Below are 24,766 nucleotides of genomic sequence, written 5' to 3' on the forward strand. Positions count from 1 at the left end.
TTTGTTGTGTCGGGAACACGCCAAAGCGGCTTAGTTAATTAAAGCAACTCAGGAACAGAACCTTTAGTGGGGGCGGCTTCATTTGCCTACTTTTCTGGCTGTGGAAGAAAAGTAGGGTCGGCCGCAAGCGGCGGCGGTAGAAAAACAGCATGGTTGCCGTAAGCGAAGCGCATGGTCTTTTAAAAGGCATGCACTGCCAGTGCATGCTTCGTCGCGTAGCGCTAACTTTTTAGCTTTTAAAAAGAAAGCCTGATATCAGGCTTTCTTTTTATCCAAAGTAATCACTTCGGCACTGTCTTCAGCTAATACTTGCTCGGCTGTTGCGCCTTTTAGTAACTTAGCCAAAGCACCTGAGTTTTTAGCTAACATAATGCCTAACTCTTCAAGCACCGAACCTTCGATGGCAAGACCTTTAGCCTCGATGTACTCACTCAGGTTATCCGCCAAATCCAACATTTTGTCGTATTTGTCTGCTTCTTTTTTATCTGCTGTCACAAATTTCTCAACCCCTTTATGTTCTACAACATAGCGAATGATAATGGCCATTTCAGCTTCCTCTGGTTATACAGTAAATTGATTTACAAGACATTTATGCCTTTCATGCCGCGCGGCGTTCGCTTGACACTGCACATTTGTTGGCTGCACTCACTCGCCCCAATCGGTAAGCGACGCTGCGCTTTGTAAACTACGCTCAGGGCTCATTTATTTGCCGTCGTGCAATTCCAATGAGCTTGAGCATAGGTTAACACAACAGCTGTATATTAAAACAGTATTTGTCATTTATTTTGCTCATAAAAAAACCAACATCGCTGTTGGCTTTTTTCATTGCTGATAGATGGTCAAGACTAGTGGCCTTCACTGACCTGATTAACAGTGTATCTTGGAATCTCAACTACTAAGTCTTCGTCTTTAATGATGGCTTGGCAACCAAGGCGCGAGTCTGACTCTAAGCCCCAAGCTTTATCAAGCATATCCTCTTCTAACTCATCACCTTCGTCTAAAGAATCAAAGCCCTCACGGACCAGTATGTGACAAGTGGTACACGCGCAGACTTTTTCGCACGCATGTTCGATCCCAATTCCATTCGACAAGGCCACATCAAGCACTGATACACCAGACTGTGCTTCAATTACTGCACCATCTGGACAAAGTTCTGGATGAGGTAAAAATATCACTTGAGGCATTACATTATTCCTGTTCTAAGATCTGTGTTATCTATTAATTCTTTATAGGGTGTCAACAGAGTGACCGGCAAACGCCTTACGTATTGAGTGATCCATTCTACGCTCAGCAAAGGCCTGACTGAGCTTATCAACTTGCTCAATAGCGTGTTTAATCGCCTCTTTATCATCACCCTGTGCCGTTTGATGCAAACTCGTCAAGCTATGCTCTAATACTGTGATTTCTTCAGCGCTTAGCAAGGTTTGACCATCTACTTGCAGAGCCGCTCGTAAGGTTTCTTCGACCCGCGACGCTTCTACTTGCTGCTCTTTTAACATCCTCGCTGCCATGTCTTCTTTAGCGTGTTCCATTGACGCACTTAACATTTGCGTAATACTGTTTTCGTCTAAACCATAAGAGGGTTTTACTACGATCTGAGCTTGTACACCGGTAGATTTTTCCATGGCAGTAACATTTAACAACCCATCTGCATCCACTTGAAAGGTGACCCTAATGTGAGCCGCTCCCGCCGCCATAGGCGGAATACCCGTTAAGGTAAACTTAGCAAGTGAACGGCAATCCGCTACTAGCTCTCTTTCACCTTGCAGAACATGCACCATCATTGCCGTTTGGCCGTCTTTAAACGTGGTAAATTCCTGCGCTTTAGCCACCGGAATAGTGGTATTACGGTGAATGATCTTCTCAACTAGGCCACCCATGGTTTCAATACCCAGTGACAATGGTAAAACATCCAATAACAACATGTCGCTGTCGGGTTTATTGCCCACCAAAATGTCCGCTTGAATGGCCGCTCCTATGGCCACTACTTTATCAGGGTCAATAGAGGTCAAAGGACTTTGGCCGAAAAATTCTGCTACTTGTTGACGTACAAAAGGTACTCGAGTTGAGCCGCCCACCATCACAACAGCGAGGATTTGCTCTTTTTCAAGTTCGGCGTCGCGCAATGCACGGCGACTAGCACGCAGGGTATTTTTAACCAAAGGGGCAATAAGCGACTCAAAAGTGTTAATGCTGATCACCACTTTGTGCTCTAGTAGCTCATCATCAGTGAAAACTATGGTCACCGCAGATTCATGACTGAGTGTTTCTTTGGCAATTTTGGCTTGGTCTAGTAAGGTGCGATGTAAGGTTTTAGATAACTTGCCAGTTAATTCGGTTTTTTGGCGGATATGTTCGACTAACAACATATCAAAATCATCCCCTCCTAAGGCTGAGTCACCGCCTGTGGCCAATACTTCAAATACGCCTTTATGCAAACGTAAAATAGAAATGTCGAAGGTTCCGCCGCCTAAGTCATAGACGGCGATCAGGCCCTCTTGCCCTGAATCTAATCCATAGGCAATGGCCGCTGCAGTTGGTTCGTTTAATAAACGCAGCACGTTTAACCCTGCTAAAGTGGCGGCATCTTTGGTGCCTTGGCGCTGGGCATCATCAAAATACGCAGGTACCGTAATAACTGCACCTGTCAGTTCATCACCGAGTGTTTTTTCAGCTCTTAATCGCAAGGTTTTTAAAATCTCGGCCGATACTTGGATCGGATTAACCTCACCGCTGCTAACTTGCATCAGCACCGACCCATTTTCTTGCTGGTTAAAGGTGTAAGGCAGGTTGGGATAGGCTTGTTGAATATCGTTGAGATCGCGTCCTAAGAAACGTTTAACTGAAACCACCGTATTGGCCGGATCAAGATTCGCATTTTGCGCTGCGACTTTACCCACTACCACATTATCGCTTTGGTAATGCACGACAGAAGGTAGCAGATGTTGCCCATCTTCGTCACTTAAGGTACTTGCTTCTGAGCTACGTACGCTGGCAACTAAAGAATTCGTGGTACCCAGGTCGATACCCACAGCTAATTTACGTTGATGAGGAACGGCGCTCAGGCCTGGTTCAGATATTTGCAAAAATGCCATAATCTCGTTTCGTCTATTATTCGTTTAAACTAAAAATTAAAAGTCGTTCAGTTGTTCGTCTTTACGTTCAATTTCTTGACGCAATTTGTACATAAACTTTAATTTACGGATGATAATCGCCGCCCCCTGATTCGCTTGTTCACTGCCGACCAAAAGCTGCTCTTTAAGCGTCTTTAACTCATCAGCTATTATGCCTTTTATTTCATCATCAAGCTCGGCCAGTTTTTGCTCTGGTTGAGCATCATGCTCAATGTCTTCAAGCTGCTCACGCCATTCCATTTGCTGCATTAAAAATACATTGTCTTGTAAGGTCGTTTGCTCATGTTGCAAATCGATTCCTCTGAGATTAAGCATATACTCTGCACGAAACAAAGGTGATTTTAAGGTTTGATAGCCGTCGTTCACTTGGGCATTTTTTTGTACCGATAACAAACGGTCACGATCACTGGCGGTGGCAAATTTGTCGGGATGAGTAAGCTGTTGCAACTTTTGATACGTGCTTGCTAACGCGCTTAGGTCGACATTGAAATTGACTTCGAGGTTAAACAGCTCAAAATAATTCATAGCGCTCGGTTTACCTTGCTTTTGACTGCTAAGTGGATGTTTAGCAAAGAAGAGTAAGGCAATACCCCCTAGGATATCGCCTTATTTAAACGTTAAAGCTTTCGCCACAACCACATTCGCCATTGGCATTCGGATTATTAAACTGAAATCCCTCGTTCAAGCCTTCTTTAGCAAAATCTAATTGAGTACCGTCTAAATAGACCAAACTCTTGCCATCGATAATCACTTTTAAGCCATTATCTTCGAAGACTGAATCATCTGGATTTAGCTCATCTACAAATTCAAGTACATAAGCCAAACCAGAACATCCAGTTGTTTTTACACCCAGCCGCAAACCGATGCCTGAGCCTCTATTTTTCAAGAAGCTTAATGCTCTGTTTGCCGCTGCTTCAGATACTTTAATACCCAAGGTATGGTCCTCTAACTCAATAACAGGTTTATTGATTATGTTTGCTTTTATAATCAGCCACTGCCGCTTTAATGGCATCTTCGGCCAATATAGAACAGTGAATTTTAACCGGAGGTAAAGCCAACTCGTGCGCAATATCAGTATTTTTAATCAAAACTGCTTCGTCTATAGACTTGCCTTTAACCCATTCGGTAACCAAAGAGCTTGATGCGATAGCTGAACCACAACCGTAGGTTTTGAACTTTGCGTCTTCGATGATGCCGTTGGCATCAATCTTTAATTGCAGTTTCATTACATCACCACACGCCGGTGCGCCTACCATGCCAGTGGCAATGCTAGGATCATTCTTGTCAAACCCACCAACGTTGCGTGGATTTTCGTAGTGGTCGATTACTTTTTCACTATAAGCCATGATATTTGCCTTCAATCGAGCTCGTTTGCTCGCAATTAACTAATTTAACGTTCTTTACTCTTAAACCGCTAGAGGTTGAATGTTTATGCCTACCACTTAATGGTGAGCCCACTCAACTGTGTTTAAGTCGATACCTTCTTTATACATGTCCCACAAAGGTGACATTTCACGCAATTTGTCTATGGCGTTACGGATAACACCAATCACATAGTCGATTTCAGCTTCAGTAGTAAAACGGCCCATAGTGAAGCGAATAGAGCTATGTGCTAATTCATCATTCAAGCCTAACGCGCGAAGCACATAAGAAGGCTCAAGGCTGGCTGAGGTACATGCTGAGCCAGAGGATACCGCCATATCTTTAAGAGCCATAATCAGCGATTCACCTTCCACGTAAGCAAAACTCACATTTAGGTTACCTGCGATACGATGCTCTAAGTCACCGTTAATGTAGACAGCTTCGATATCTTTGATTCCGTCCCATAAACGATTGCGTAACATCATTAGCCGTTCGTTTTCAGCGCCCATTTCCAATTTAGCGATATGGAATGCTTCCCCCATACCCACAATTTGGTGAGTCGCCATGGTGCCTGAGCGCATACCACGCTCGTGTCCACCGCCGTGCATTTGTGCTTCTAAGCGTACTCGTGGTTTACGGCTAACATATAACGCGCCGATACCTTTAGGGCCATAGGTTTTGTGAGCTGAGAACGACATCAAATCAACTTTTAAATTCGCTAAATCAATTTGCACTTTCCCGGTGCTTTGCGCAGCATCAACATGGAATAAAATTTTACGTGGACGGCAAATTTCACCAATCGCAGCGATATCTTGAATCACACCTATTTCGTTATTAACGTGCATTACACTAATTAAAATAGTGTCAGGGCGAATCGCCGCAACTAGCTTATCTAAGTCAAGTAAACCATTTGGCTCAGGCGTTAAATAGGTCACTTCGTACCCTTCACGCTCAAGCTGACGACAGGTATCTAGTACCGCCTTATGTTCCGTTTTAACGGTGATGATATGCTTACCTTGTTTGGCATAAAAGTTTGCTGCGCCTTTTATAGCAAGGTTATTTGATTCTGTTGCGCCAGAGGTAAATACAATCTCGCGCGGATCCGCATTAACTAAATCAGCAATTTGATTACGGGCAATATCGACTGCCTCTTCTGCAACCCAACCAAAGCGATGAGACCGGCTCGCTGGATTACCAAAAACGCCATCACTGGTTAAACATTCGGCCATTTTGGCGGCAACTCTAGGGTCAACTGGAGTTGTTGATGAATAATCCAAATAAATGGGAAGCTTAATATCGCTCATTTTTTACTCCGCTTATAACTGCAAGTTTATGGAAATTTCGTTAGCAGCTAATTGATTAAAATGTTTATTTTTGTCCTGACGCTCCGCAATGATTTTTACATCTTGTTGCGCCATGAGTTCACCGAGAGTGATATTATTAAGAAACATGCTGATACGTTCGCTTAAGCCTTCCCATAAATTATGGGTTAAACAACGTACACCGCTCTGACAATCCGACATACCTTGGCAACGAGTTGCATCTACCGACTCATCAACCGCACGAATGACTTCGCCGATAGAAATAAGTGACGCTTCTCGCCCTAACTTATAACCACCACCGGGACCGCGAACACTCTCGACTAATTGTTCTTTACGTAATCTTGAAAACAATTGTTCAAGATAAGAGAGAGAAATTTCTTGGCGTTCTGATATGTCAGCTAAAGACACTGGGCCGCGCTGTGAATGTAGTGATACATCCAGCATTGCTGTAACCGCGTAACGACCTTTAGATGTTAATTTCATAAACAGTACTCGCTCAAAAAGTGGCTAAATTCTCACATAACCTACTAATTTAGTCAAGTATATACCCTAGTGTTTTAGTAGGGTATTTATTGTGCAATTAGATTTGTGGATCAAAAGACTCTTTCGCTTGTTGACTATTAAGTTCCGCTTGCTGATTGGTAAATTCTTGTAATTCAAGGCTAGGCAATGATTTTCCGCACACCCCGCCACCCATTTTGTTAATCGCAGCGCACATTTCTTCCACTTTTACGTCAATCAGGTGAACGTGATCAACCATCAGGCCAATAGCATTTGCGATTGGATCCGGATTATCAGAGGCGACCGCGTAAGCATCAAAACCATACTTTTTAGCAATCTTTTCTCGATGTCCGTTCTTCGCTTTATCGGCATCTCGTTCGCCTTTTGACTTTTGTGTGACCACACGACCAGGAATACCTATTACCGTAGCGCCGTCAGGTACATCTCTGACAACCACTGAATTTGAACCTACTTTGGCGCCTTTGCCCATCGTAATAGGACCAAGTACTTTTGCGCCTGCGCCGACAACAACATTGTCCATCAGAGTAGGATGACGTTTACCCGCTGACCAACTTGTTCCGCCGAGAGTTACACCGTGATAAATCGTGACGTCGTCACCAATTTCGGCGGTTTCACCAATCACGACGCCCATACCGTGATCGATAAAAAAGCGACGACCCAAAGTAGCACCTGGATGGATTTCAACCCCTGTCAACCAACGAGAAAAGGTTGACACAGAGCGAGCTAACCATAACCAATGGGCTTTCCATAAACGGTGACTGATACGATGCAACCAAATGGCATGTAACCCCGGGTAGTTAAACAATACTTCCATTGTTGAACGGGCCGCTGGGTCACGATGAAACACGCTTTGAATATCTTCTTTAATCCGTTCAAACATGGTTAGTCTTTCGCTTTTATACTTTTTTCAATGGAGGCCAATATTCCACGTAGAATATTGAATTCTTGTTCGTCAGGCCGAGCCCGATTAAATAGACGACGAAGCTTAGGCATTACCATACCCGGATGTTGCGGCTTTATAAAATTCGTTTTAAGTAGGGTTTGTTCCAAATGACTATAAAAAGCGTCCAAATCATCCACAAGAGGATAGGCCTCCACTGACTCTGGCTCACGAGTGCAGTTCAAAAAGGCCATACGCACCTCATAACACAAGGTTTGGACTGCAGCGGCCAAATTCAAAGAGCTGTAGTCAGGATTGGCAGGAATACACACATGAAAATGACACTGCTGTAATTCTTCGTTGCTCAAACCGTTATTTTCTCGCCCAAACACTAGGGCAACGGGGTATTGACTGACTTCTGCCACCAATTTTTCGCCACACTCTCGGGGCTCTAACATAGGCCACGATAAGGTGCGTGAACGGGCACTGGTGCCAACCACTAAGCCACACCCTTCAATCGCCTCAGCGAGAGTTGATACTTGCCTCGCGCCAGCGAGCACATCACCCGCCCCTGCTGCAAGTGCACTCGCCTGACCATCTGGGGGAGATACAGGATCGACTAAAACAAGTTGACTCAAACCCATCGTTTTCATGGCGCGTGCCGTTGAGCCGATATTGCCAGTATGAGAGGTGTTAACTAATACGATGCGGATATTTTCTAACATGACATTACGCTATTGAAAAATGGGCGCGGATAATACCAATAAATCTAAGAGCTGAACAGTTTAGCGGCAAAGTCACTGCGTGCTTTTTAAAACACACCACACATTTTCGAAAAAAGAATGAAATACTATTTACTAGCAAATTCATTTACGCTTCACTTAACTGGCTAAATCGAGCGCTTCACCAATTTGTGATTGCGTAAATTTAAATAACTGGTAAACTGCGCGGCGATTTTTTGTCCAACCCTAGCGGGTAGACTTAAGCTAACGTTCTTTTACAATTGGTGGTTTATCTATGCATCCTATGCTCAATATTGCAGTGCGTGCTGCGCGCGTTGCCGGTACGATTATTTCTCGTGGTTTCGAGAATCAGTCTGATTTAATGATTCAAGCCAAAGGTGACAACGACTACGTCACACGAATTGACAAAGAAGCTGAACAAGCAATTATTAGCAAGATTAAACAATCCTACCCAGAACACAGCTTTGTGGGTGAAGAAGGCGGCATTGTCGCTGGAGACGAGGATTATAAATGGATTATCGATCCCTTAGATGGCACCACCAATTTTATCAAAGGCATTCCTCACTTTGCCATTTCTATTGCTTTAATGCACAAAGGTCGTTTAGACCAAGCCGTTGTATTTGACCCTATCCGCAGTGAATTATTTACCGCAAGTAAAGGCGCTGGCGCTCAGCTTAATGGTTTTCGTATCCGTGCCAGTAAATCTCGTGAATTAAGTCAAACCGTATTAGCAACTGCATTTCCTTTTAAAGATAAATCGTCTTTACCACAGTCCCTTGAGAGCTTTAGTAAGATCTTTATGGAATCAGGCGACGTCCGCCGTTGTGGCTCAGCCGCTTTAGATTTAGCTTATGTTGCCAGTGGTCGTTACGACGGTTATTGGGAGCGTGGTTTAAAACCTTGGGATATTGCAGCGGGTGAACTATTGGTTCGTGAAGCCGGTGGCTTAGTCACTGATTTTAGCGGCGGTAACGATCCAATGAAAAAAGGTGAAATCGTTGCTGGTGCGCCCAAAGTTGTGCAAGCCCTAGTAAAATACTTAAAATAGCCCAAGAGTTTAAGACTAAGGCGAGCAGATGCTCGCCTTTTTTATGTCTGTTGGTTGCTAGTCGGTTTGCTGTTTCTTTAGCTGTTTAGCATGAAACTCATCGATGTTGATGATGGTTTCGGCGCCTTTTATACTGACAAAGTCTTTGTCAGTAAATTGAGTACCACGCATTTGCACCAATAGCTGACCAAAACCATCACCTTCTTCCAAGCGGTGATAGAAATTAATCACATCCTTAAGCGTCACTTTTTCAAGGGCACTGATAAGTTGCGCTCGACTGTTGTAAGCGTAGTTTTGCTCTCGCCAGTCGCCAATATAACGACTCATTTCTTCGCTAAGATTTTTCGGTGGCTGGGTTAACGACACTAGCACACTGGTTTTAGTGGTTGCAAAGTCTTGCTCGCTAACCTCAGCTAACTGCGTTTTAAACCCTTGACGAAATTCACTGATCCGCGCATCGACTTCAGCTAAACCTTTGGCGGGAGACTGAATATAAAATGCAGTAAACATTTGATCTTTATTTGTTTGACTGAAAAAGCCAACGGCATAGGCGAGTTGCTCTTCCGTTCGTATTTGCTTAAATAGAGCAGGTTGAAGTAACTGTGAGAGAATTTGCGCTGTGGCACTATCATCCGCATTGCGTTCCGATAAATAGGCTCTGACTAAACCCACGTCGCTTAATTGGGTTTCTTCTTGCCAATTGAAAACCTGTCCCGCTTGCGGTTTAAATTTGGGGGATTCATAAAGGGGCGCGACGTTACGGTCAGAGGGCAGTTCATTTAGCACTAATTGTGACATCGCGTTAATTTGTTGTGCACTGTAATTACCAAAAGCAAATACCCGCAAATTTGCTTGTTGAAGTAACTGGGCTTTTAACTCAGCAATGTCAAGTAACGTAATGTCATCAACCGCTGCTAACATGGTTTCATCACTGTATTCATCTAAGGCAAAAATTTGGCTAAATTTAGGGAACAGTTGATTTAATAAAATTCCTTTCTTTTTACTGCCTAATTCGGATTTAAATGCGGCTTTAAAATTAGCTAATTCATTTGTATTCATTTGATAATCAAGCACTTGTTTAATTGCCTGACTCAGCAAAAGTCCTTGCTTATCACTAAAGCCATTGGTGGTGATAGACAGTCCATTGAACAAACTTACACTGAGCCCCATGCCACCGCCAATGGCTTCGTTTTGTAGCTCAACAAGGGCTTGACTTAGGCCGCGATTCAGTAATTCAGCCATCACTTGATTACGTGCACTCGCTTTAGTAACGCCACTATTTAAGTCCAGGGTAACAAGCCCTTTGGGTTGCTGAAAGTAAGACGAATGACCTAAAAACGCGCTATAGCTGTCATCGCTTGCTACTTGCAAGGGTTTATCGGTATTAGTGCTTGCGACAATTGAGAAATCCTCTGGCATCAAACGATTTATTCTGGGTAGTTGGAGTGTTATGTCCTGCCCCATTGCCTGCCACTGCGCTACTTTTTCTGTAGAAATGTCATCGACCGAATATTGCCCTGCAAAATTTTCCATCGTGGTATCAGTGGGCTGAGACTTATCAATATAAAACACTCGGGCATTTTCTAGCGTTAACTGATTCAGTACTTGTTGAATAGCAACTGGGTCAAAACGTTGATATTCGTAATCGCTGCTTAACACATATTCTGTGGGTAATTTCTGCATATCAGCGGCTATTTGCATGGCATAGTTGTAATCATTGGTTTTTTCTTTAAAGCGAAAGCTGTTGTTTAAAGACTGCTTAATTTCGGCAAAATACTTCGCGTCGACACCTTTGGTTCTGAGCAAGTCAAGATATTGCAGCACAGCCGCCATCACGGTATCGCGCTGTTGCAGGCCCGTTTCGGTCAAATCAATATACAGATTAAAACTACCTGCATTGCCATATTCATTTGCATCATAACTCGTGTACAAGGCTTCACTCAGGCCTAAATCTCGCAGCGTAGACGCCAAAGTGCCAGGCATTTCGTTATTCAATAAATAGTTAACATAGCCATTGGGTTTGACTGCAAACTGCGCGACATTGTTGTCCATTACAAAGCTAACTCGTAATTGTTTCATGTCGGTTTGCGGCACATAGTGCACAAACTTGTGTAAATTCTCTGCCTCAGCCACGGGCACGGTTACTTGAGGCTCTGGCGTGTTTTTATTAGGTATCAAGCCAAAGTAACGCGAGGCCAATTTCTGCATCTCTTCAAGGGGTAGCGGACTTATCAATACCGCCTTCATTAAGTTAGCTGAATAGTAGGTGTCGTATAAGTTAACCAAGGCGTCTTGAAGTTTATGCTCGCCTTTATCAGCTAATGACTTTAGGTTGCCCCAGTTGAACTGATGAATAGGGTGAGCAGGATTAAGCGTCAGTCCGTCTAATTGCCCTAAAATGACCCAATCATTGGGGCTTTTCATGGACCATTCAGAATGCACCGCGTTACGCTCTTTATCCGCGTAATTTTCATCTAAAGTAGCTTCATAGAAAAATCCACTAAAGCGTTTGAGGGCCTCGTCAAAGGCATCATTGTTCACCGCAACCATGTAGTTAGTGTGATCAAGTTGAGTGTAGGCGTTCTGAGTACCACCATTACGGCTCACAAATTCACTGTAATCACCCACTTCAGGATAGGTTTTGGTGCCAAGAAATAACATGTGTTCTAAGTAGTGGGCAAGTCCACCAAACTCTTTAGGCTCTTGAAACGAGCCCACTTTTACACTCAATGCCGCAGCAGATTTTTCAATACTTGGATCGGATACCAGTACCACTTCCAATTGATTGGGCAAAGTAAAAGATTGGTATTGCCGTGTATCATTAGGACTTTTAACAATAGCGGTTTGCGGGTCGGGTAGAGATGAAACTGAGCTTACTGCAGTTTGTTTCACATTGCTGCATGCAGTCATGACGACAGAGCTTAAAACAATAAGAATCAATGAAAACGCGGTGTTCCTTTTTAACATCGTGGGCATACCTTGAAATAACACTACAATCAAAATCGATGGAGAAATATAACTGACTTGTCACTCAAGGGTGTAAACATTCTTGTTAATAAATGTGTAAGTCTTTGTCTGCATTACCTAAATGTGCAAAAAAAAAACCAGTTTCAACAGAAACTGGTTTTTTATCATCAATAGACAGAGCTACATGATAGCGTCTTGATCAGCGCCTTCTTTTTCAATCACTGTTGGCATTAAATCTTCACGGCTCACACCTAATTTTAAGGCCACTAAACTGGCGATGTAAATAGACGAATAAGTACCAATGAAAATACCAAACAACAGTGCAGTAGCAAAACCGTGAATGGTTGCGCCGCCCAAAAAGAACAAGGCAAATAACACAAGCAAGGTAGTACCTGAGGTAATAGTGGTACGGTTCAACGTTTGCGTTAAGGAGGTATTGATAATTTCGGTTGGCTCCATGTTACGGATTTTTCTGAAGTTTTCACGAATACGGTCGAATACCACAATAGTATCGTTGAGTGAGTAACCTATCACCGCAAGTACCGCGGCTAATACCGTTAAATCAAACTCCAAACCCAAGATAGAGAATAAACCTAAGGTAATGATAACGTCGTGGGCCAATGCAATGACAGAGCCCAAAGCAAAACGCCATTCAAAGCGCAGGGTGACATAAACTAAAATGCACAATAAACAAATCAACATCGCTAGGCCGCCCTGCTCGGTGAGTTCTTCACCGACACTCGCGCTGACATAAGAGCTACCACGCATTTCGGCAGTATCATCTGCTTGTTTCAAAATGGCGATGGCTTTGTCACCTAGCTCAGAAGGTTTAATTCCTTCGCGAGATGCCAAACGAATAAGCACATCTTTACTTGAACCAAAGTTTTGCACTACTGCATCATTAAATTCAGAAGCGGCCAACTGCTCACGTATGGCATCTAAGTCTGCCGTGTCTTGATAGCCGATTTCGATTTGTGTACCACCCGTAAAATCCAAACCCCAATTAAGCTGATTAATAGCCAAGGTAGTGAACGAGCCAATAATCATTACCGTAGACAAAACCGCTGCCGGCAAAGACAACTTCATGAAGTTGACGGTGTATTTTCCACTAAAAATTTGCATGGTTTGACTCCTAAATCGACAACTTGGTCAGACGTTTACCGCCCCACCATGCATTTACGATAGTTCTTGTTACCACAATGGCAGTAAACATTGATGTAGCGATACCGATCATCAGGGTAATTGAGAAGCCCTTGATGGGCCCCGTTCCTACTGCGAATAAAATTAAACCCGCTAGGAAGGTAGTTATATTGGCATCAAGTATGGTTGAAAACGCACTGTCATACCCAAAATGGATGGCTTGCTGCGGACTGCGTCCCTCAGCAATTTCTTCTCGTATTCGTTCAAAGATAAGTACGTTAGCATCCACTGCCATCCCCACCGTTAAGACGATACCCGCCATCCCCGGTAAAGTTAATGTGGCACCAGGGATCATCGACATAATACCGATCATCATCACCAAGTTTAAGGCAAGGGCGATGTTGGCGACAAAACCAAACTTTTTATAGTAGATAAGCATGAAAGCCAGAACTAAGACAAAACCCGCAACGATAGCTTCTTTACCTAACTTGATGTTTTCTTTACCTAAACTTGGACCTACAGTGCGTTCTTCAATAATTTGAATTGGCGCAATAAGGGCCCCTGCACGCAGTAACAAAGCGAGGTTTTGGGCTTCTTTGGGAGAATCTAAGCCTGTGGTTTCAAATTGATTGCCAAACACACCATTGATTCTGGCTACACTGATAACGGTACGTTTTGCTTCAAAAATTAATTTACCCGCTTCGTCACGCTCACCAGTAGATTTATATTCAATGAACACAACGGCCATTGGTTTACCCACAGCGCGCTTAGTAAAGGCTAACATTTTAGCCCCACCTTTGGAGTCTAATTTGATTGATACCTTGGGCATACCGTTTTGATCAACACCGCTGGTGGCATCAATAATATGATTACCTTCAACAATAATGTTTTTCTTCAATAACTGTGGTACACCGTTTTCATCAGGTAATAACTCTGAACCAGGCGGCACACGTCCAGCAACGGCATCACTAATATCATGTTCAATATCAACTTCGCGATACTCAAGGGTGGCGGTGGCATTCAGGATCTCTTTTGCTTTAGCCGTATCTTGAATACCAGGCAGTTGCACCACTATACGATCGGGACCTTGCTTTTGCACTGTTGGCTCAGCAACACCTAACTGGTTTACCCGGTTACGAATAATAGTGATATTTTGTTTCACCGCATAATCACGCGTTTCAAGGAGTTTTTGCTCAGACATGGTAGCAAACAAAACCAGATCGGCTTTTTCAGTGAAAATAAAATCACGATTCCGTGCTTTTAAAAATGTTTCAGCCTGCTCCAAAGTATCTTGATCGCGAAAATAGATCTCTAAACCGTTTTCTACCTGCTTCACCGTGCGATAACGAATTTTCTCTTCGCGTAATGCGGTACGAAAATCATTATCTGAATCTTCAAGGGTCTTATCTAAGGCGCGTTTCATATCAACTTCCATTAGGAAGTGCACGCCACCACGCAGATCTAAGCCTAATTTTAAAGGCTCTCCGCCAAGTGAACTTAACCACTTTGGTGTATCCGGGGCTAAATTCATGGCCACAAAATACTCATCACCTAAGGCTTTTTCAAGCAACTCACGGGCAATTAATTGAGTATCAGCGTCGTTAACACGGATTAAAATTTGTTCATTTTCAAAAACGATACTTTTACTGTCGATATTGGCATTTTTTAGTTCTGCAGAGACTTTGTCTACCAATTGAGCATTAACTACTGCATTTCGCCCAGCTGAAATTTGTACCGCGTGGTCTTCACCATAAAGATTGGGTGAAGCATATAAAGCACAGATGCTGACCACAAAGATCACCAAGATGTACTTCCACAATGGAGTTTGGTTTAACACAGGTTATTCCTTTCTTTATGCAAAATTGGCTAAGCTCAAAAATGAAATTTTGAGCTTAAACAAAAGGCCATTAAATGGCCTTCATTGTACCTTTTGGCAATACTGCTGATACCGCTGACTTTTGAATAACGATGTTAGTTGAATCGTTTAAGCCAATTTCAATAAAGTCTTTGTCTTCAGATACCTTGGTGATTTTGCCCACCATGCCACCTTGGGTTAACACTTCATCGCCTTTGCTCAACGATGACACCAAATTTTTATGCTCTTTAACGCGTTTGGCTTGCGGGCGATACAACATAAAATAGAAAATCAAACCAAACACACCTAGCATGATCAACATTTCAAAACCACCACCAGCACCACCAGCGGGAGCACCTTGAGCGTAAGCGTCAGATATAAATAAACTCATTTTTTTTCCTTATTTTAGTAATGTTTACAATGTATTTTTCACAACACCACTCGTGGTGTCATCCGGCGCAGAATCCTCTATAAAGCAGGTACTGCCATTTGTTTTTGCTCATAAAAATCAGTCACAAATTCATCTAAGGTATTGCTCGCAATCGCCTCTCGCAAACCTTGCATTACACGCTGGTAATAGCGTAAGTTGTGAATGGTATTTAAGCGTGCTCCAAGTATCTCATTGCACTTATCTAAGTGGTGGAGATATGACCGAGAATAATTTTTACAAGTGTAGCAATCACATTTTTCGTCAAGCGGACCTGTATCGGTTTTATGCACTGCGTTACGAATTTTTACCACGCCGTCAGTCACAAACAAATGACCATTTCGTGCATTACGGGTTGGCATGACACAATCAAACATATCGATGCCACGTCGCACGGCTTCAACAATGTCTTCTGGCTTACCAACCCCCATTAAATAACGAGGTTTGTGAGCTGGGATTTTATCGGCTAAATGATCCAAGACGCGGATCATGTCTTCTTTGGGCTCCCCGACTGATAAACCACCAATGGCATATCCATCAAAACCGATGTCTTCTAAACCGCGCAACGATATATCTCTGAGGCCTTCGTACATGCCGCCTTGCACTATGCCAAAGAGTGCTGAAGGACTGTCTCCATGTTCGGCCTTGCTGCGCTTCGCCCAACGTAAAGACAATTCCATCGAAATACGCGCTTCGCTTTCTGTAGCGGGATAAGGCGTACACTCATCGAAAATCATGACAATATCAGAGCCTAAGTCACGCTGAACCTGCATAGATTTTTCAGGGGTAAGTAAGATTTTTTCACCGTTGATGGGCGAACGAAAGGTCACCCCTTCTTCGGTAATTTTACGAAGATCCCCTAAACTGAACACCTGAAAACCACCTGAGTCAGTCAGAATAGGTTTGTTCCAGTGCATAAAATCGTGCAAATCACCATGTTGTTTGATGATTTCAGTACCAGGCCGAAGCATTAAATGAAAGGTATTCCCTAAACAGATATGCGCACCGGTTTCATCTAACTCTTCAGGGGTCATACCTTTTACCGTGCCGTAAGTACCCACAGGCATAAATGCTGGTGTCTCAACCACGCCACGATCAAATATCAAGCGACCGCGACGGGCTTTGCCATCAGTATTGTCTAATTCAAATTTCATTCTTCGTATCCTGCTAACCGGAAAACAGTCCAGTGCTGTATGTAAATGTTAGTGCGCCCGTCATCACTCAAATTTGTGGCAAATTGTTAAACGCTTCATTGACATGAAACTAGCGGCACAAAAAAAGTCGCGGGATTATATATGAATTGACGCCTAGGGAAAAACTTTTAGCTCAGGCTTCTGTCCGCTTTTCGATAAACATGGCGTCGCCATAACTGAAAAAGCGATATTCCTGCTCAATTGCTTGCTGATAAGCATCGAAGATATGGTGTTTGCCCGCGAATGCGCTCACCAACATAAGTAAAGTTGACTCAGACAAATGGAAATTGGTTAAGAGTGCATCAACAATCTGAAATTCATAACCTGGGTAAATAAAAATACTGGTATCAGCAAAAAAGGGCTTTAGTGCCGTGTTTGCAGAAATTGCTGCCTGCGCCGCTGATTCGAGTGAACGAACTGAGGTAGTGCCCACTGCCACCACGCGCTTGCCAGCCGCTTTAGTTGCCACAATAGCATCAACCACTGACTGACTGACTTCGGCGTACTCCGAATGCATTTTGTGCTCTAGTATATTATCAACTCGCACTGGCTGAAATGTGCCAGCTCCGACGTGTAAGGTCACAAATTCTATTTGTACCCCTTTGTCTTTTAACTGCTGCAAGATGCCTTCATCAAAATGTAAACCAGCAGTTGGCGCGGCGACGGCGCCTGGCACTTGGTTATACACTGTTTGATAGCGCTCTTTATCAGAATCTTCATCCGGTCTGTCAATGTAGGGGGGAAGTGGCATATGACCAAATTTCTCTAACACAGCAAGCACTGGCTCATCAGTCAAAAAACGCAGTTCGAAGAGTGCATCATGGCGAGCTAACATTTCAACATTTACACTGGACTCTAGTCGCAACTGACTACCTACCTTGGGTGATTTACTCGCTCGAATGTGGGCTAGTACGCGATGTTCATCGAGGATCCGCTCAACCAGTACCTCCACTTTTCCGCCTGATAGTTTTTGCCCTAACAAGCGGGCAGGGATCACACGAGTATTGTTAAACACCAATAAATCACCAGCTTCAATTAAATCGACAATGTTCTTAAATTGGCGGTGCTGAACTTCGCCACTATTACCTTGTAGGTGCATTAATCGGCTTGCACTGCGCTCAGAGGCTGGGTATCTGGCAATAAGGTGTTCAGGTAAATCAAAGCGAAAGTCGGCAAGTTTCATAGCAGTCTCTTAAAAATTAATTGTACTTTATTACGTATGTTTATCTATACATGGAACCCGTTCTGGATACCCAATCACGGTTGATGTTGAAGTTTAAAAGTTTACACTTCTCTCACAGTTTATTTATTGACGTTTCTCCTAAGACATGACTGTTTTTGCCCGACCTCCTTTGAGTGTCGGGCTTTTTTTTGCATAATTTTTTAACCAAATCGCAGTATTTTTCGACGATTTTGCCTAACACTAATGCGATATCCGCGTAATTTTATCAAGGTAGCCCATTAAAAAAGCCGAAATAACAAAGGTCAAATGCACCATCACATACCAGAATAACTTGTCATTACTGATATTGTCAGCGTTCATAAATACTTTTAACAAATGAATCGAAGAAATAGCAACGATAGAAGCGGCCACTTTATTTTTCAGTGTGCCCGAATCAACTTTACCCAGCCAACCCAGCTTTTCTTTACCTTCATCAATATCGATGCGGCTGACAAAGTTTTCGTAACTAGAAAACATCACCATAATGAGTAGTCCACCAACCAGAGCCATATCAACTAAAGATAAAATAACCAAAATAAGATCTGTCTCCTTAATGCTGAACAAGATCGGCACCAAATGAACAATCTCTTGGAAAAACTTTATGACCAACGCTAACAACGCTAAACTCAAACCGATATAAACAGGTGCTAATAACCAGCGCGCGTTATACAGTATGTTTTCAATATATCTTTCCATTTACCACTCCCCTGCTAAACCCGTTGAATGTTCACTCATCTAGTTGTCGTCCCAAATCATTAAAAATATCAACAATGTCATCTCGTTCAATACGGCGCATATTAAGCACATACATGATTTGTAACAACAAATCCGCTCCCATGATGCCCTTATTTACTTTATTTCTTAAGTTGTCTGCGCTTTGATTGACCCCTATGCTGAGCAATCTATCACTGAGGTCCTGGTATTTGGTGCCGCGTTTTGACATTTCGGCTTTCAAAATACGCTGTACAAGCTGGCGCCAATCAGCAGGACGAGGTTTGTTTTCAGTTATTGTATTCATATATATGAGTCTTTCAGGTTACGTTTCGCAATTTATTGAAACCGCTTAATGTGACGTATAATTTACATTTAAAACAAATAATAATCAAATGTTGAAAAAATAATTTGACTATTTGTTTTTTTGCTGGCTAAACTATGGCCTGTGATGTCGATGATGTGCATCACAACTTGGTCATACGACTTACAGGAGAGTAACCATGGCATGGGATCTTAACCAACTTGAGGCCCTATTGAGTGACAACCAAGATTTGGTTGTCACTAAAGAACAAAACTGCTTGATGATCGCTAACAGTGACGGAATAGACGCGTGGTTAGCCATCAGTGGTGAGCAAATCATCGTTGAAACCTTATTGTTCGCTAAAAGTGAAGTCAAGGATAGTGCAGCGTTAAATGAAGAAATTTTAAAAACCCACATGCTGTTCCCGCTGACAACAGTAGGAATATCGCAAGTAGGGGGGGATGAATACTACACAGCATTTGGTTCACTCAGCTCTCAGTCAAAAGCCGAAAGCATTGTCATTGAATTGAATACCCTGTTCCAGAATGTGGAAGCATTTATTGATGCTTACCAGATACATCTAAAATAACTGAGGAAACGATTATGTCAGTTTGGAGAAAATTAGTTACAGCCATTAAAGGTGGCGCAACAGAAGCAGCCCAGAGCGTGGTGGATGGTCAAGCCATTCGTATTCTTGAACAAGAAATCCGTGAAGCGAAAGACGAGTTGCGTAAGTCTGACCATGCCAGAACCCAAATTTTGGCTAAATGTAAATTAGCGCAGCAAAAAGTAGACAGCTTGCAGGGTTCGATTGAACAGTACGAAGCTCATGCTCGTAAAGCGGTGGATACTGATCGCCAACTGGCTCTTGATTGCGCTCAAAAAGTAGCTGAGTTAAAAGCTGAACAAGAGGCGGAAAACCAATACTTAGCGCAATTCCGCCAGTCAGAAAAGCAATTGGCAAACAATATCAGTCAAGCGAAAGCAAATTTAAAACGCCTTGAGCAACAAGTTGATATGGTCAAAGCCACTGAATCGGTACAAAAAGCCCAAGTGGCGGTGTCATCGCGTCACTTAGGTGCCAACAGTAAAATGAAAACAGCGACTGAATCGTTGCAACGTATTCAAGAAAAACAAACTTTGCGTAATGCTGAATTGCAGGCCGCTGAAGAACTTGCTGCAGATGAAAGCAGTGATGATTTAGAAAAACGCTTGGCTGCTGCAGGGATTAGGGGCAGTAAAGTGTCTGCTGATGATGAGTTAAGTCGAATATTAGGTCAATAATAGGAGTCTTCGCGCTAAATGGTTAGCAGAAAACTTCGTAAACTTATAACGAGAGTATTTTCGGAGATGCGCTGGTACACCATTGTACTGGCGCTTGCTTTTTATGCCGCAAGTACTTGGATATTATTATGGTTAGCGGATGAGAAAGCTCTCATTCAAAGTACTGATTTTATTTATTGGCTTGTAGTAACAGGCTCCACTGTCGGTTATGGTGATTTTTCTCCTTCTACCGAAGCGGGTAAGTATCTCGTCGCTTTTTACGTCATTCCTTTAGGTCTCAGTATTTTTGCTTTAGTCTTAGGCCGCGTTGCCAATTGGGTTTCAAATCAGTGGCAAAAAGGAGCAAGAGGTTTGAAAGATTTAGATATTGAAGATCACATACTCGTTTTAGGCTGGAACGGGCACCGCACCTTACGATTATTAAAATTACTGCTGCGCGAACGGGCCTCAGTAGAGGGTAATCCCGCTATTGTGTTATGTGTCAGGGCCGATATTACCAACCCTTTGCCGGACGAAATTGAGTTTGTCAAAGTCTCCACCTTTAGTAATGACATCGATATGGACAGAGCATGTGTGGCAAGCGCAAAAGTCATTTTGATGGATAACCCTGAAGATGATCTCACCATGACCACCGCCCTTTATTGCAGTCAGCGCAACCCAAATGCACAAATGGTGGCTTATTTTAATGACGAAAGCTTAGTTCCTTTATTACAAAGACACTGCCCGAATATTGAGTGCACCCCGAGCGTGGCAGTAGAAATGCTAGCAAAGGCCGCGTTTGATCCCGGTTCTAGTTTGTTGCATCACGATTTGCTGGATGTGGATGAAGGCAATGCCCAATATTCTGTTACCCTACCCTCTGATATTCCGCCAATTAAAATCGCGCAATTATTTATGGGTTTAAAAAGAGACTATCGAGCAACCCTGATTGGTCTAGCGCGAGCCAACGACAAGCTGTCAATTCAGGTAAACCCAGATTTATCCGAAGATGTATTTGGCGATGATAAGATTTTTTACATTGCTGATGAAAGAATCCAAAAGTTTGATTGGCAGGCCTTTGTAGGAGAAACCTATGTTTAGCCGTTTGTTTGGTAAAAAAGCCCCAGAAAAAGCAAAAACGCCAGAGATTATGGGTCTGTATTTGGGCGGTTCATTTCAAATAGAACCCTTGAAGCTGCGAGTATTAGAGCCACAATTAGTCATGAACAAGGCCGCTTCAACTCATATTATTCAAGCGGTAGGCGAAGTGAATCTCGACACTGGCGGTAAAATTTTGCGTTTTTACACTGACGACGATGCGTTTTTACAAGTTATTTTAGACGGCGGTGACACTGAGAGTCACATTACCGATGTAAAGCTGTGGTACTTTTATGAGACGAAAACCGTTGGTAGTGATAAACAGTGGGAAACGCTTATTAATGAAGGCATTTCACAAGCTCATTATAATGTTGAGGGATATCAGTTTTCGAGGGTGTGGGAAGCCATTGGCGATAAGTCCCCCCCCGTAGCAATGACTGAGCGTACCTACGAAGAAGATGGCGATGTCAGCGAAACCGACCAATTTGTGATGCTTTATGAACGCGCCTTGGATGACGACCAAGTTGAAACCTTGCTGGTTTGTGGTGAAGAAAAGTTGATAAACGGCAATTTTGATCGCTGTTTAGTGCTAAGCACAGGCTTCAACCTGACCCAAGGTGATATAACAATCAACGGATAATGCCCCAACAAAATATAGACAGCTAAGAGGAATACACATGGACACGATATTACATTCAATTGCAGGCTTGGGAAATTTTGCTTTATATTTTGCGATTTCCATTGCCTTGTTGTTTGTCTTCAAAATTATCTATGCTTTTGTCACACCACACGATGAGTGGAAACTGGTTAAAGAAGACAAAAATATCGCCGCTGCCGTTGGTTTCGGTGGTGCGATGATAGGTTTTAGTATTGCCTTAGCAGGTGCCGCGACCAATTCCTTATCGTTGATTGATTTTATCATCTGGGGGATCGTGGCCATATTGGCTCAATCTGTTGCCTTTGCTTTGCTTCGCTTTACCTTTATGCCCAAAATTGCTGAACGCATCAATCAAAACGAAGTGTCTGCAGGAACCATGTTAGCGGCAATGTCGATTTCAGTAGGGCTGCTAAACGCTGCCTGCATGACCTACTAGGAGGGTTTATGCCAGCTACGCTTAAACGCTCAAAGTCTATTAATCTGTCTAGAATGCGCAAAGGGTTTACCGTTAAGCCTTTGGCCTTAGGTATTGCCGCCATTTTTTTAAGTGCATGTGGCGAAGAAAAACAAGACGCGACCATTTACACCAATGCAGATGAGTGTGCCCAAGCCAATCCAGGTATGGTTGAACAATGCAACACCGCCTATCAAGACGCACTTGTTGAAGCACAGCGCACCGGGCCAAAGTACGCTTCAGCCAGAGATTGTGAAGCAGAATTTGGGGCAAATCAGTGCCAAGTAGTACGCCAAGAAAGTGGCTCTTTTTTTATGCCCTTCATGGCCGGTTACATGTTAAGTAATTTACTATCGCCTCGCGGTTATTATAGCCAGCCAATGTATACCTCTTACTCACCCTACTCTTCGTATCGAAATCGCTGGGTTGGCTCAGATGGTTATGATTTTGGTGACACCCGCAAACGCAATATGCGGGTTAATAAAGACGCCTTTAAAGCAAAACCTGCGGTCAGTAAAACCATGAGCCGAGGCGGTTTTGGTAGCAGTGTAAGAGCAAAATCTAGTTGGGGTAGCAGCTCATCAAAAAGTAGTTGGGGCAGCTAATAATAGCGTTTATTTATGCTTAGAGTAGACATTCAGGAAAGGGATAATTGGCGTAAAAAAGCCTCTGAGTTTGGTTTTACGTTCCATACCATGCAAGGCGAGCCCTATTGGGATGAGAGCGCCTATTACCAATTTACTCTCAAACAAATAGAAAAAGATCTTGAAGATCCCACCGAAGAAATTCACCAACTGTGTTTGGCTGTGGTCGACCACGTCGTCAACGACGATGCATGGCTAAAGAAGTTTCAAATACCGGAATTGTTTTGGCAACCTATCTTAGATTCTTGGACCAATAGAGACCCGAGTCTTTATTCGCGTTTAGATTTTGCTTACGACGGAAACGGCCCAGCTAAATTATTTGAAAACAACGCAGATACCCCCACCTCTTTATATGAGTCAGGCTTTTGGCAGTGGCTGTGGTTAGAAGAGCAAGTAGACAAAGGCAAGCTCAGTAGGCGAGCGGATCAGTTTAATTCTTTACAAGAAAAACTGATTAACCAGTTTGCTAAAATGGCCAAGCATTATGCAATTGATTCAATGCATTTTGCTTGCTGCAAAGACACAGTAGAAGACAGAGGCACCGTGCAATATTTACAAGACTGCGCGTCAGAGGCGGGGCTCATCAGTCAATTTGTGTTTATTGAAGATATTGGCATCAGTGAAAGTGAGCACTTTACCGATTTGAACGACTGCGTCATTGATACATTATTTAAACTGTATCCGTGGGAATTTATGCAAAGAGAAGCGTTTGCTTCCTTCATTATACCTGCCCAAGTCAATTGGATAGAGCCTTTATGGAAGTCGATCTTGTCAAATAAAGCCCTATTACCCATGTTATGGAAACTGTTTCCTAATCATCCCAATCTACTCCCTTCATATTTTGAAGATGAATTACACTTGGCAAAAGAGCAAAAGCTGGTTAAAAAGCCTTTGTTCTCCCGTGAAGGCGCCAATATCAGCGTAATAGAACAAGGTCGCACCACAATTGAAGGGCAAGGCCCCTATGGCCAAGAAGGCTTTATTTATCAAGCCTTTCACGCCTTACCTACCTTCAGTCAAAATCATACATTAATCGGCTCATGGTTAGTGGATGACAAACCTGCAGGTATCTCGATTCGCGAAGATAAATCACTTATTACCCAAGATTTATCGCGGTATTTACCCCATATTATTTTGTGACAATTTGACACTGCTTTTAAATGCAAATGCGCTCAAAATATAAAACAAGTCAGCAAACGGTATTGAACTCTGTAACATGAATCTACGTTGGAAAAATCTAGACACTAAGCAACAAATAAAGTGGGTAGTAACGGTAATAGCGCTCGTTTCGGCTATTGAAATTATTAACCTGTTAAGTGCAAGGGCGCTCAATCAATTTGGTAATATCCCGCGCTATGTTCCGGGTTTAAAAGGTATTATCTTTGGTCCATTTTTACATGGCAGCTTGCAGCATTTTTTTTCTAATATTATTCCTTTGGCTATTTTTACCTACCTAACCTTGCAATACGGTACAAAACGATACTGGCTTGTTACCCTTTGGATCATAGTGTTGTCTGGCATCTTAGTGTGGCTATTTGGCCGCTCCGCTAGTCATATCGGTGCCAGCGGACTCATTTACGGTTATTTTGGGTTTTTATTGGTCGCGGGCTTTTTGAGCAAAAGTTTTAAATTGTTGATCATCTCGTTAGTTGTCGCCTTCTTTTACGGAGGACTCATTTTTGGAGTGATGCCAACCAGTTCATTTGTGTCTTGGGAGTCACATTTGTTTGGCTTTATCACGGGCATCATAGCCGCGAAATTATGGGCAAAGCCTACAAATTAATCCTAGCGATTAACTAAAAGTTTTAATAGGTCTGGT

27 protein-coding genes are annotated in these 24,766 nt (G+C 42.9%); 9 read left to right on the forward strand and 18 right to left on the reverse strand.

The window, feature by feature from the left end; translation table 11 throughout:
- Window positions 1–255: 255 nt before the first annotated feature.
- From ACEN2L_RS15900 to trmJ, 10 genes are all read right to left on the reverse strand, one after another.
- Window positions 256–546 carry a YebG family protein gene (locus tag ACEN2L_RS15900; RefSeq protein ID WP_441745109.1) on the reverse strand — a complete coding sequence of 97 codons (291 nt, stop codon included), beginning with the start codon at window positions 544–546 and terminating at the stop codon, window positions 256–258.
- Between the two features lie 299 nt (window positions 547–845).
- The gene (gene fdx, locus ACEN2L_RS15905) at window positions 846–1,184 is read right to left on the reverse strand and encodes an ISC system 2Fe-2S type ferredoxin (RefSeq protein WP_306020635.1); all 339 of its coding nucleotides are present in this window, start codon (window positions 1,182–1,184) and stop codon (window positions 846–848) included.
- Between the two features lie 42 nt (window positions 1,185–1,226).
- Window positions 1,227–3,095, reverse strand: coding sequence for a Fe-S protein assembly chaperone HscA (gene hscA, locus ACEN2L_RS15910; RefSeq protein ID WP_441745111.1), 1,869 nt, complete (start codon window positions 3,093–3,095; stop codon window positions 1,227–1,229).
- Window positions 3,096–3,131: 36 nt separating this feature from the next.
- A complete protein-coding gene (gene hscB / locus ACEN2L_RS15915) occupies window positions 3,132–3,659 on the reverse strand; it encodes a co-chaperone HscB (protein ID WP_441745113.1) in 528 nt (175 codons plus the stop codon).
- A gap of 85 nt (window positions 3,660–3,744) precedes the next feature.
- The gene (gene iscA, locus ACEN2L_RS15920) at window positions 3,745–4,068 is read right to left on the reverse strand and encodes an iron-sulfur cluster assembly protein IscA (protein WP_306020640.1); all 324 of its coding nucleotides are present in this window, start codon (window positions 4,066–4,068) and stop codon (window positions 3,745–3,747) included.
- Between the two features lie 28 nt (window positions 4,069–4,096).
- Window positions 4,097–4,480 carry a Fe-S cluster assembly scaffold IscU gene (iscU, locus tag ACEN2L_RS15925; protein WP_306020641.1) on the reverse strand — a complete coding sequence of 128 codons (384 nt, stop codon included), beginning with the start codon at window positions 4,478–4,480 and terminating at the stop codon, window positions 4,097–4,099.
- Window positions 4,481–4,576: 96 nt separating this feature from the next.
- Entirely contained in the window at window positions 4,577–5,800 is a 1,224-nt protein-coding gene (locus ACEN2L_RS15930; RefSeq protein ID WP_306020642.1) for an IscS subfamily cysteine desulfurase, read from the reverse strand.
- Window positions 5,801–5,812: 12 nt separating this feature from the next.
- On the reverse strand, window positions 5,813–6,301 hold the full coding sequence (iscR, locus tag ACEN2L_RS15935) for a Fe-S cluster assembly transcriptional regulator IscR (RefSeq protein WP_306020644.1): 489 nt from the start codon (window positions 6,299–6,301) through the stop codon (window positions 5,813–5,815).
- Between the two features lie 97 nt (window positions 6,302–6,398).
- On the reverse strand, window positions 6,399–7,220 hold the full coding sequence (gene cysE / locus ACEN2L_RS15940; protein WP_306020645.1) for a serine O-acetyltransferase: 822 nt from the start codon (window positions 7,218–7,220) through the stop codon (window positions 6,399–6,401).
- Window positions 7,221–7,222: 2 nt separating this feature from the next.
- Window positions 7,223–7,945 (reverse strand): tRNA (cytosine(32)/uridine(32)-2'-O)-methyltransferase TrmJ, encoded by a 723-nt coding sequence (trmJ, locus tag ACEN2L_RS15945; protein WP_306020646.1) that lies wholly within the window; start codon window positions 7,943–7,945, stop codon window positions 7,223–7,225.
- A gap of 292 nt (window positions 7,946–8,237) precedes the next feature.
- On the opposite strand from trmJ, the gene suhB reads away from it, so the two are divergent.
- On the forward strand, window positions 8,238–9,011 hold the full coding sequence (gene suhB / locus ACEN2L_RS15950; RefSeq protein ID WP_306020647.1) for an inositol-1-monophosphatase: 774 nt from the start codon (window positions 8,238–8,240) through the stop codon (window positions 9,009–9,011).
- Window positions 9,012–9,068: 57 nt separating this feature from the next.
- Here the strand turns inward: suhB and ACEN2L_RS15955 are convergent, their stop codons facing one another.
- The 8 genes from ACEN2L_RS15955 to ACEN2L_RS15990 form a co-directional block, all read right to left on the reverse strand.
- Window positions 9,069–11,978, reverse strand: a complete 2,910-nt coding sequence (locus ACEN2L_RS15955) for an insulinase family protein (RefSeq protein ID WP_441745117.1) — start codon at window positions 11,976–11,978, stop codon at window positions 9,069–9,071.
- Window positions 11,979–12,158: 180 nt separating this feature from the next.
- Window positions 12,159–13,100, reverse strand: a complete 942-nt coding sequence (gene secF / locus ACEN2L_RS15960) for a protein translocase subunit SecF (RefSeq protein ID WP_306020649.1) — start codon at window positions 13,098–13,100, stop codon at window positions 12,159–12,161.
- A 10-nt stretch (window positions 13,101–13,110) separates the two neighbouring features.
- Window positions 13,111–14,955, reverse strand: a complete 1,845-nt coding sequence (gene secD, locus ACEN2L_RS15965; RefSeq protein ID WP_306020650.1) for a protein translocase subunit SecD — start codon at window positions 14,953–14,955, stop codon at window positions 13,111–13,113.
- 70 nt (window positions 14,956–15,025) lie between these two features.
- A complete protein-coding gene (gene yajC, locus ACEN2L_RS15970; RefSeq protein WP_306020651.1) occupies window positions 15,026–15,364 on the reverse strand; it encodes a preprotein translocase subunit YajC in 339 nt (112 codons plus the stop codon).
- A 77-nt stretch (window positions 15,365–15,441) separates the two neighbouring features.
- A complete protein-coding gene (gene tgt, locus ACEN2L_RS15975) occupies window positions 15,442–16,554 on the reverse strand; it encodes a tRNA guanosine(34) transglycosylase Tgt (protein WP_306020652.1) in 1,113 nt (370 codons plus the stop codon).
- 172 nt (window positions 16,555–16,726) lie between these two features.
- Window positions 16,727–17,776 carry a tRNA preQ1(34) S-adenosylmethionine ribosyltransferase-isomerase QueA gene (queA, locus tag ACEN2L_RS15980; RefSeq protein WP_441745120.1) on the reverse strand — a complete coding sequence of 350 codons (1,050 nt, stop codon included), beginning with the start codon at window positions 17,774–17,776 and terminating at the stop codon, window positions 16,727–16,729.
- 240 nt (window positions 17,777–18,016) lie between these two features.
- On the reverse strand, window positions 18,017–18,511 hold the full coding sequence (locus ACEN2L_RS15985) for a TIGR00645 family protein (protein ID WP_306020655.1): 495 nt from the start codon (window positions 18,509–18,511) through the stop codon (window positions 18,017–18,019).
- A 31-nt stretch (window positions 18,512–18,542) separates the two neighbouring features.
- Window positions 18,543–18,833, reverse strand: a complete 291-nt coding sequence (locus ACEN2L_RS15990) for a DUF6471 domain-containing protein (RefSeq protein ID WP_306020656.1) — start codon at window positions 18,831–18,833, stop codon at window positions 18,543–18,545.
- A gap of 196 nt (window positions 18,834–19,029) precedes the next feature.
- On the opposite strand from ACEN2L_RS15990, the gene ACEN2L_RS15995 reads away from it, so the two are divergent.
- The 8 genes from ACEN2L_RS15995 to ACEN2L_RS16030 all read left to right on the forward strand — a co-directional run bounded on the left by ACEN2L_RS15995 (window position 19,030) and on the right by ACEN2L_RS16030 (window position 24,730).
- Complete coding sequence (locus ACEN2L_RS15995) at window positions 19,030–19,419, forward strand: YjfI family protein (protein WP_306020657.1); 390 nt, start codon at window positions 19,030–19,032, stop codon at window positions 19,417–19,419.
- A 14-nt stretch (window positions 19,420–19,433) separates the two neighbouring features.
- A complete protein-coding gene (locus tag ACEN2L_RS16000) occupies window positions 19,434–20,114 on the forward strand; it encodes a PspA/IM30 family protein (protein ID WP_441745123.1) in 681 nt (226 codons plus the stop codon).
- Window positions 20,115–20,132: 18 nt separating this feature from the next.
- Window positions 20,133–21,194 (forward strand): potassium channel family protein, encoded by a 1,062-nt coding sequence (locus tag ACEN2L_RS16005; RefSeq protein WP_441745125.1) that lies wholly within the window; start codon window positions 20,133–20,135, stop codon window positions 21,192–21,194.
- On the forward strand, window positions 21,187–21,831 hold the full coding sequence (locus ACEN2L_RS16010; RefSeq protein WP_441745127.1) for a YjfK family protein: 645 nt from the start codon (window positions 21,187–21,189) through the stop codon (window positions 21,829–21,831). The genes ACEN2L_RS16005 and ACEN2L_RS16010 overlap by 8 nt, the downstream gene beginning before the upstream one ends.
- A gap of 37 nt (window positions 21,832–21,868) precedes the next feature.
- Window positions 21,869–22,285, forward strand: a complete 417-nt coding sequence (locus ACEN2L_RS16015) for a DUF350 domain-containing protein (protein WP_441745129.1) — start codon at window positions 21,869–21,871, stop codon at window positions 22,283–22,285.
- Window positions 22,286–22,293: 8 nt separating this feature from the next.
- Window positions 22,294–22,908, forward strand: coding sequence for a DUF1190 family protein (locus ACEN2L_RS16020; protein WP_306020661.1), 615 nt, complete (start codon window positions 22,294–22,296; stop codon window positions 22,906–22,908).
- 15 nt (window positions 22,909–22,923) lie between these two features.
- Entirely contained in the window at window positions 22,924–24,087 is a 1,164-nt protein-coding gene (locus ACEN2L_RS16025; protein WP_441745131.1) for a glutathionylspermidine synthase family protein, read from the forward strand.
- A 76-nt stretch (window positions 24,088–24,163) separates the two neighbouring features.
- The gene (locus ACEN2L_RS16030; RefSeq protein ID WP_306020664.1) at window positions 24,164–24,730 is read left to right on the forward strand and encodes a rhomboid family intramembrane serine protease; all 567 of its coding nucleotides are present in this window, start codon (window positions 24,164–24,166) and stop codon (window positions 24,728–24,730) included.
- Window positions 24,731–24,766 lie beyond the last annotated feature (36 nt).

The organism is Flavobacterium sp. W21_SRS_FM6 (genome assembly GCF_052119645.1).
In the GTDB taxonomy this organism is placed as follows: Bacteria; Pseudomonadota; Gammaproteobacteria; order Enterobacterales; family Alteromonadaceae; genus Paraglaciecola.

What these genes read in the sequence shown, in the direction of transcription:
- iscU (WP_306020641.1), bottom strand. Translation starts at nt 4,480, where the DNA reads ATGGCTTATAGTGAAAAAGTAATCGACCACTACGAAAATCCACGCAAC.
- ACEN2L_RS16005 (WP_441745125.1), top strand. Translation starts at nt 20,133, where the DNA reads ATGGTTAGCAGAAAACTTCGTAAACTTATAACGAGAGTATTTTCGGAG.
- ACEN2L_RS16015 (WP_441745129.1), top strand. Translation starts at nt 21,869, where the DNA reads ATGGACACGATATTACATTCAATTGCAGGCTTGGGAAATTTTGCTTTA.
- iscR (WP_306020644.1), bottom strand. Translation starts at nt 6,301, where the DNA reads ATGAAATTAACATCTAAAGGTCGTTACGCGGTTACAGCAATGCTGGAT.
- hscB (WP_441745113.1), bottom strand. Translation starts at nt 3,659, where the DNA reads ATGAATTATTTTGAGCTGTTTAACCTCGAAGTCAATTTCAATGTCGAC.
- trmJ (WP_306020646.1), bottom strand. Translation starts at nt 7,945, where the DNA reads ATGTTAGAAAATATCCGCATCGTATTAGTTAACACCTCTCATACTGGC.
- tgt (WP_306020652.1), bottom strand. Translation starts at nt 16,554, where the DNA reads ATGAAATTTGAATTAGACAATACTGATGGCAAAGCCCGTCGCGGTCGC.
- ACEN2L_RS15985 (WP_306020655.1), bottom strand. Translation starts at nt 18,511, where the DNA reads ATGGAAAGATATATTGAAAACATACTGTATAACGCGCGCTGGTTATTA.
- yajC (WP_306020651.1), bottom strand. Translation starts at nt 15,364, where the DNA reads ATGAGTTTATTTATATCTGACGCTTACGCTCAAGGTGCTCCCGCTGGT.
- ACEN2L_RS15995 (WP_306020657.1), top strand. Translation starts at nt 19,030, where the DNA reads ATGGCATGGGATCTTAACCAACTTGAGGCCCTATTGAGTGACAACCAA.
- ACEN2L_RS15900 (WP_441745109.1), bottom strand. Translation starts at nt 546, where the DNA reads ATGGCCATTATCATTCGCTATGTTGTAGAACATAAAGGGGTTGAGAAA.
- cysE (WP_306020645.1), bottom strand. Translation starts at nt 7,220, where the DNA reads ATGTTTGAACGGATTAAAGAAGATATTCAAAGCGTGTTTCATCGTGAC.
- queA (WP_441745120.1), bottom strand. Translation starts at nt 17,776, where the DNA reads ATGAAACTTGCCGACTTTCGCTTTGATTTACCTGAACACCTTATTGCC.
- fdx (WP_306020635.1), bottom strand. Translation starts at nt 1,184, where the DNA reads ATGCCTCAAGTGATATTTTTACCTCATCCAGAACTTTGTCCAGATGGT.
- ACEN2L_RS15955 (WP_441745117.1), bottom strand. Translation starts at nt 11,978, where the DNA reads ATGTTAAAAAGGAACACCGCGTTTTCATTGATTCTTATTGTTTTAAGC.
- ACEN2L_RS15990 (WP_306020656.1), bottom strand. Translation starts at nt 18,833, where the DNA reads ATGAATACAATAACTGAAAACAAACCTCGTCCTGCTGATTGGCGCCAG.
- ACEN2L_RS16020 (WP_306020661.1), top strand. Translation starts at nt 22,294, where the DNA reads ATGCCAGCTACGCTTAAACGCTCAAAGTCTATTAATCTGTCTAGAATG.
- suhB (WP_306020647.1), top strand. Translation starts at nt 8,238, where the DNA reads ATGCATCCTATGCTCAATATTGCAGTGCGTGCTGCGCGCGTTGCCGGT.
- ACEN2L_RS16025 (WP_441745131.1), top strand. Translation starts at nt 22,924, where the DNA reads ATGCTTAGAGTAGACATTCAGGAAAGGGATAATTGGCGTAAAAAAGCC.
- ACEN2L_RS15930 (WP_306020642.1), bottom strand. Translation starts at nt 5,800, where the DNA reads ATGAGCGATATTAAGCTTCCCATTTATTTGGATTATTCATCAACAACT.
- secF (WP_306020649.1), bottom strand. Translation starts at nt 13,100, where the DNA reads ATGCAAATTTTTAGTGGAAAATACACCGTCAACTTCATGAAGTTGTCT.
- hscA (WP_441745111.1), bottom strand. Translation starts at nt 3,095, where the DNA reads ATGGCATTTTTGCAAATATCTGAACCAGGCCTGAGCGCCGTTCCTCAT.
- ACEN2L_RS16010 (WP_441745127.1), top strand. Translation starts at nt 21,187, where the DNA reads ATGTTTAGCCGTTTGTTTGGTAAAAAAGCCCCAGAAAAAGCAAAAACG.
- ACEN2L_RS16000 (WP_441745123.1), top strand. Translation starts at nt 19,434, where the DNA reads ATGTCAGTTTGGAGAAAATTAGTTACAGCCATTAAAGGTGGCGCAACA.
- ACEN2L_RS16030 (WP_306020664.1), top strand. Translation starts at nt 24,164, where the DNA reads ATGAATCTACGTTGGAAAAATCTAGACACTAAGCAACAAATAAAGTGG.